The sequence below is a fragment of the Cellulosimicrobium cellulans genome, assembly GCF_001722485.1.
Classification (GTDB): domain Bacteria; phylum Actinomycetota; class Actinomycetes; order Actinomycetales; family Cellulomonadaceae; genus Cellulosimicrobium; species Cellulosimicrobium cellulans_A.
Window position 1 is genome coordinate 1 of sequence record NZ_LWGL01000171.1, and the last position, 6,344, is coordinate 6,344.

Annotated in this window: 8 protein-coding genes; 4 read left to right on the forward strand and 4 right to left on the reverse strand. The window is 76.8% G+C overall.

What is annotated here, in order from left to right:
* Positions 1-533 (reverse strand): universal stress protein (locus JZ5iCDA_RS14570; protein WP_139123134.1); only part of this gene is annotated, 533 nt, incomplete at its 3' end.
* 203 nt (positions 534-736) lie between these two features.
* Here JZ5iCDA_RS14570 and JZ5iCDA_RS14575 point away from each other — a divergent pair.
* A complete protein-coding gene (locus JZ5iCDA_RS14575) occupies positions 737-1,462 on the forward strand; it encodes a response regulator (RefSeq protein ID WP_083260043.1) in 726 nt (241 codons plus the stop codon).
* 97 nt (positions 1,463-1,559) lie between these two features.
* Positions 1,560-1,976, forward strand: a complete 417-nt coding sequence (locus JZ5iCDA_RS14580; protein WP_069387814.1) for a pyridoxamine 5'-phosphate oxidase family protein — start codon at positions 1,560-1,562, stop codon at positions 1,974-1,976.
* 33 nt (positions 1,977-2,009) lie between these two features.
* On the opposite strand, the gene JZ5iCDA_RS14585 is transcribed toward JZ5iCDA_RS14580, so the two are convergent.
* Positions 2,010-3,173, reverse strand: coding sequence for a GAF domain-containing sensor histidine kinase (locus JZ5iCDA_RS14585; RefSeq protein ID WP_069387815.1), 1,164 nt, complete (start codon positions 3,171-3,173; stop codon positions 2,010-2,012).
* A 138-nt stretch (positions 3,174-3,311) separates the two neighbouring features.
* Between JZ5iCDA_RS14585 and JZ5iCDA_RS14590 the strand changes: the two genes are divergently transcribed.
* Positions 3,312-4,121, forward strand: a complete 810-nt coding sequence (locus tag JZ5iCDA_RS14590; RefSeq protein WP_069387816.1) for a tetratricopeptide repeat protein — start codon at positions 3,312-3,314, stop codon at positions 4,119-4,121.
* 188 nt (positions 4,122-4,309) lie between these two features.
* On the opposite strand, the gene JZ5iCDA_RS14595 is transcribed toward JZ5iCDA_RS14590, so the two are convergent.
* Together JZ5iCDA_RS14595 and JZ5iCDA_RS14600 are read right to left on the reverse strand one after the other, a co-directional pair.
* Positions 4,310-4,858 (reverse strand): DoxX family membrane protein, encoded by a 549-nt coding sequence (locus JZ5iCDA_RS14595; RefSeq protein ID WP_253182108.1) that lies wholly within the window; start codon positions 4,856-4,858, stop codon positions 4,310-4,312.
* Between the two features lie 187 nt (positions 4,859-5,045).
* Positions 5,046-5,516, reverse strand: coding sequence for a hypothetical protein (locus JZ5iCDA_RS14600; RefSeq protein WP_069387818.1), 471 nt, complete (start codon positions 5,514-5,516; stop codon positions 5,046-5,048).
* A 222-nt stretch (positions 5,517-5,738) separates the two neighbouring features.
* On the opposite strand from JZ5iCDA_RS14600, the gene JZ5iCDA_RS14605 reads away from it, so the two are divergent.
* Positions 5,739-6,344, forward strand: a 606-nt coding sequence (locus JZ5iCDA_RS14605; RefSeq protein WP_216093454.1) for a hypothetical protein, incomplete at its 3' end; no start/stop codon positions are given.

Sequence of the window (6,344 nt, forward strand, 5' to 3'; positions counted from 1 at the left end):
CACGCGCACACCGCGACGACGCGGCCGCCCGTCTCCCGCGCCTCGTCGAGCGCGAAGCGCAGGGCGGCGTCGGCGGCCGGTGACCCGTCGACGCCCACCACGACGTCGGCGGAGGGACGGCTGCGCCCGTCGACGGGCGGGACGACGACCACCGGGGCGGCCGACCCGGCCGCGACGCGCGTGGACACCGAGCCGCACGCCGCGGCGGCGTCCGTGCCGAGACGGCGCGTCCCGACGACGACCAGCTCGGCCGTGCGCGCGGCGTCGAGCAGGACCTCCACCGGCGACCCGGACCGCAGCGTGGTCCGCACCGGCACGTCCGGGTCGACGCGCGCGGCGCAGTCGGCAGCGGCGTCGAGGACGCAGGACCCGCGCTCGCCGCCGCCCGGCGCGGGCGTCACGTGGACGACGTGCAGCGCCGCCCCGCGGGACGCCGCCTCGCGCACCGCCCGCTCGACCGCCTTGGCGCTCGTCGTGCTGCCGTCCACCCCGACCAGCACCACGCGACCGACCCCGTCGCCCGTCCAGCTCATGTCCCTCACCCCGTCCGGCCGCGTCGTGCGCGCGGACCGTCCACCTCCTGCATACCCCGGGAGCGGGTGGTAGGCACGCCCGGCAGGGGTCGCGCGGCGATCCGGGGCCGGAGGTCACGGCGGTGCAGGACCGAGGTCCCGTTCCCGGCGAGCCGGACGGGACGGCCGCCGTCCGGGCTCCGCCACCGGCTAGGTTGGGTGTCATGGGCACCCCCGACCCGATCCGCGTGTTCCTGATCGACGACCACGAGGTGGTCCGCCGCGGCGTCGCCGCGCTCCTGGAGGCCGCGGGCGACATCACCGTCGTCGGCGAGGCCGGGACGGCCGCCTCGGCGCTCGCGCGCATCCGCGCGACGCGCCCCGACGTCGCCGTGCTCGACGTACGCCTGCCCGACGGCTCGGGCGTCGAGGTGTGCCGCGAGATCCGCTCCGAGCTGCCCGAGGTCGGGTGCCTCATGCTCACGTCGTTCGCGGACGACGAGGCGCTGTTCCAGGCGGTGCTCGCGGGCGCGGCGGGGTACGTGCTCAAGCAGATCCACGGCTCCGACCTCGTGGGCGCGGTGCGCACGGTCGCCGCGGGCGGGTCCCTGCTCGACCCGGCGAGCACGGCGCGCGTGCTCGAGCGCCTGCGCCACGCGGCGGACGAGGCGCCGGACCGGCTCGAGGGCCTGTCGCAGCAGGAGCGCCAGATCGTCGCCCTCATCGGCGAGGGCCTGACGAACCGCGAGATCGGCCAGCGGCTCTTCCTCGCCGAGAAGACGGTGAAGAACTACGTGTCCCACGTGCTCGCCACGCTCGGGCTCCAGCGGCGCACCCAGGTGGCCGTGCTCGCGACCGAGCTGCGGCAGGAGGAGGCGTCGCGCGAGCGCACGGCAGGTGGCGCGGCGGTGGCGGGCGGGGGCCCCGGTGGGCAGCCGAGGCGGCCCTGACGTCTCGCCGGCGCCCGACGACGCCGGCGCGGCGCCGGGCGTGCCGTCGGGACCTTCGGCACTGACCCGTGCGCAGACCCCGCGCGACCATGGCGGTATGGAGACCACGCGGGTCGCGGCGGCAGGGCTCACGGAGCTCGCGCCCGAGGAGAGCTACGCGCTGCTCGCGAGCGTGCCCGTGGGACGCATCGTGTTCACCGACCGCGCGCTGCCCGCGATCCAGCCGGTGAACTTCGTGCTCGACGGCCCGGACGTCGTCTTCCGCACCGCCGAGGGGTCCAAGCTCGCCGTGGCCGCGAGCCGCGCCGTCGTCGCGTTCGAGGCCGACTCGTTCGACGCCGACGCCCGCAGCGGGTGGTCCGTCGTGCTCGTCGGCCGCACCTACGAGGTGACCGACCCGGCCGAGCGCGAGCGCCTGCTCGCCCTCCCGCTCGAGACGTTCGTGCCGGGCGAGCGCGACCGGGTCGTCAAGGTCGTGCCGCGCATCGTCACCGGGCGGCGCATCGCGCGCTGACGCGTCCCGTGCCGGCGCGCGGGCGGCCGGGACCTACGAGAGCGGCGCCCACCACTCGAGGCGCGTGCCGCCGTCGGGCAGCGCGACGGCCGTGCAGCCGCCGCCGAGCGACGACGCCCGCGCAGCCATGTTGCGCAGCCCCGAGCGGCGACCGCCCTCGCGGATGCCCACGCCGTCGTCGGTCACGGCGAGGCGGGCCTCGCGCGCCGTCACGCCCAGGTGCACGACGACGGCGCTCGCCCCCGCGTGCCGCGCGACGTTCGTCAGCGCCTCGCCGAGCACGACGACGAGCTGGTCCGCGATCTCGGCGGGCATGTGCGGGCCGCCCTCCGTCACCCCGGCGCCCGTCCCCTCGCCCACGACCTCGACCTCGACGTCGGGCGCGAACCCGAGCACCGTCGTCGCCGCGGCCGCCTGCGCGCGCAGCCGGTCCTCGATCGACGGCGCGTCGGGGTCCGCGGCGGTGTGCAGGGCGAAGATCGTCGAGCGGATCTGGCGGATCGTCTCGTCGAGGTCCGCCACCGTCTCCTCGATGCGCGAGCGCGCCGACGGGTCGGCGACGAGCGGCTGCACGCTCATGAGCGACATCGCCGACGCGAAGAGGCGCTGGATGACGACGTCGTGCAGGTCGCGCGCGATGCGGTCGCGGTCCTCGAGCACGCCGACCTGCTTCGCGCGCCCGTACAGGCGCGCGTTCTCGATCGCCGCCCCGGCCGCGGCCGCGAGCGCGACGACGGCCGCCTCGTCCTGGGCGGTGAACGGCACGCCCTCGGCCTTGTCGGTGAGGTAGAGGTTGCCGAACACCGTCTCGCGCACGCGCACCGGGACGCCGAGGAACGTGTGCATCGGCGGGTGCCCCTCCGGAAAGCCGGCGGAGCGCACGTCGTCCGCGATCTCCGGCACGCGGATGGGCTCCGGGTGGTCGATGAGCTCGCCGAGCAGGCCCTCGCCGTGCGGCCAGTGGTCGATCGCCGCGACCTCGTCGTCGGACAGCCCGAGCGGGATGAACTGCGCGAGCCGCTCACGGCCCGAGCCGTCGAGCACCCCGAGCGCGCCGTAGCGGGCGCCCGTGAGGTCCATCGCGGCCTGCACGATCCGCCGCAGCACCTGGTCGAGGTCGAGGTCGCTCGTCACCGCCACCACGGCGTCGAGCACGCGCCGCCCGACGGCGTCCGGCAGGTCGGTCGTTCCGCTCACCCGAGGAGTCTCCCAGACCGGGGTCCGGACGGGCCCCGGGCGGGCGCGGGCCGGCACACGGGGCGTGTGACCTGCGCGACACCCGCGTGCGCTATCGTGCGCACGTCGTCGCGGGGGGACGGAAGGACGTGCTGCCCCATGTCGACCACCCCGGCCACGCCGGCCACCCCGACCGCCGCGGGCACCGACCCGGACGCGGTGGGGCTCGCGCTCGCCGACCTGCGCGCCGCCGTCGCGCACCTGCACCCCGACGACCCCGTCGCGCTCCTCGCGATCGGCGACGACCTGCACACCCTCGGCAGCCCCGCCGGCGCGGTGCCGTTCTACGAGGCGGCCGTCGGGCACGAGGTCCCCGGGGCGCTCTACCGGCTCGGCGCCGCCCACCACGACGCCGGCGACCCGCTCGAGGCGTTCCGCTGGTTCGAGCTCGCCGGGCTGGCCGGCGACGAGCTCGGGGCGTTCATGGCGGGGCAGGTGGCGCACGAGCACGGCGACCTCCACGCGGCCCGGCGCTGGTACGAGCAGGCGCAGGGCGTCGAGGGCGCGGTGGTCCGGCTCGCCCGGGTGCTGCGCGAGCTCGGCGACGCCGCCGAGGCGGAGCGCCTGCTCGCCGCGGCCGCGGGCGAGAGCTGGGAGGCCGCCGTCGAGCACGCGCTGTCGGGGGCCCTGGACGCGCCCACCGCCACCGCGCTCCTCGAGTCGTGGGCGGAGGCGGGCGAGGTCCGCGTGGCGTCGGCGCTCGCGGACCTCTACGTCCGGGCCGGCCGCGCGCTCGACGCGGAGGACCTGCTGGAGCAGGCGGTGCTCGCCGGCGACGCGGCGTCGGGCACGAGCCTCGGGGTGCTGCGGCTGCGGGCGGGCCGCGTCGCGGAGGCGATGGCGCTGTGGCACGACGCGGCCGCGCAGGGCGACGCCTACGCGGCGGAGCTGCTGACGCGGTTCGGCTGAGGCGGCCGTCCCCGTTCGTCAGGGAGCGGGCGCGCACGACGACGGGGTGTGCGGGTGGTCTCCCCACCACCCGCACACCCCGCTCCTGGGGGGCCTGCGCTGCGACGGCCTCAGATGCGTCGCGCGGTCCTCGGCCCGCCCCGTCTGCCCGCCTCGTCGGTCTCGGCCGACGGCGGGCGATCCTGGTCTCAGACGAGCCAGGGGTTCCGCCGCACCAGCGCCAGCCGCTTCCAGGCACGGCCCAGGCCGAGCACGTCGCCCGCGCCGATCATCGCGAGGGCCACGATGGTCAGGGCCATCGTCAGGTGGTCGTCGAGGACGGGGTTCGTCTCGAGCGGCAGCGACGCGAGGTACATGAACACCAGGAGCAGCGCGCCGCTGACCGCGGCGACGCGCATCCCGATGCCGAGGATCAGCGCCAGGCCGATGCCGAGCAGGGCGGCCATGAAGAGCCAGTCGGCCCAGACGGCCCCGGCCATGCCGTTGAAGACGCCGGCGAACGGGCCCTCGACGCCCGAGAGGAAGCCGGTCGTCGGGCTGCCGCCGTTCACCCAGGCACGCTCGGCCGGCGTCGAGAACCCGAGTCCGAGCAGCTTGTCGAAGAACGCCCACAGGAAGTACGCCCCCAGGGCGATGCGCAGCACGCTGAGCACGGCCTGCGTGGGCCGGCCCGCCCGTGCGGCGAGGCTCGGCGCCTCGGTCTCGTCGCCCGCGACCGCCGGGAGCGGCCTGCTCACGTTCCGGTCGATCGTCCCCACCATCGCTGTCCCCTCTCGTCGACCCGGTCCTCGTGGGCCGGGCTCCTTGGCCCCGGCCTCGGTGGCCGGGTTCCTCGGTTCCCAGCCTTCCGCGCCGGGGGAGAGGGGTCGTCGGGCGAAGGTCGCCGGGCCGGGGGACCAACGTCCCCGGCGGGCTCGGGGCGTCTCAGGAGGTCGACGAGTCGATCTCGGTGCGCAGGTCGTCGACCTGGGTGCGCAGGTCCTCGAGCGCCGAGCGCACCGAGGCGTCGGCGCCCGAGAGCGACGACGTCACGGACTCGAGCTGCGACGACGCCTGGTCGAGCCTGTCCTGCGCCTCGGCGAGGCGCTGCTCGGCGTCGGCCCGCGCCTCGTCGCCCGCCGCGGCGGCCTCGTCGACAGCCGCGCGCGCCTCGTCGGCGGCGTCCTGGGCGGCCGTCACGGCCTCCTCGGCCTGCGCACGCGTGTCGTCCGGCAGGGAGCCGAGGTCGTCGGTGAGCGAGCGGACGTCCTCGCCGATCGTCTCCGCCTGGGACCGGGCGTCCTCGAGCAGCTGCTCGACCCCGTCGGAGGAGAGGGTGAACTCCGGCACGGACACGGAACCGTCCTCGGCGCACGCCGCGAGGGCGAGCGTCCCCGCCGTGGCGACGACGGCCACGAGCGCCCGTGACGTTGACCTGGGGTGACGCGTCGATGAACTCATGTCGCCATTGTGCCCCCGGGGCCTGGGAACCGGGTGAGCGCCCGGAGAGCGCGGTGTACGGTAGGCGCACGAGGGCACCGCGACGGTCGTCGCCGTGGCGTCGGGCGCGACGACGCGCGACCGGCTGCGGACGTTCGGACGGCGGGGTCCGCCACGCGCAGCACCGAGGGAGCCACCGTGAGCACGTCGACGCACCAGGACGACGCGGCCGACCGCGTGCCGCCCGTGCCGTCGCGCCGCGCGCGCACCGTCTCGCAGGCGCTCATCTCCTCCGCCCTCGGCATCACGCTCGTCGCCGCCCTCGCGGGCAGCACGCAGCCGCGCGAGGGCGCGTCGTTCTTCGCGTCGACAGCGGTGTCGGGGACCGTGGAGACGGTGTCGGCCGACTTCGGCGGCGGCCTCGACGAGACGCAGCAGATCCAGGGCGCGATCGAGGTCCTCGCGACCGCCAACGCGCTCGACACCGAGTCCGTCAGCCCGTCGATCGAGGAGGCTCGGTCCGACCTCGGCGTGCTCCTCGCGACCTACCTCGCGCAGCAGGACGCCGCGCGGCGCGTGACCGTCCCGGCCGTCGGCGAGCCCGGCGGGCGCGACGGCGCGCCCGAGGACGACGACGGCTCCGGCGACGGCGCCCTCGGCGGGTCGCCCGACGGGCTGCGGCTGCCGACGCTCCCGGACCCCGTCGTGCCGGGCACGGGCGGCACGGGCCTCGCCGGCCCGGGCCTCGGGGACGAGGACCCCGGCGACCGCGCGCACGACGACGTGCAGGACGGCGAGGAGCAG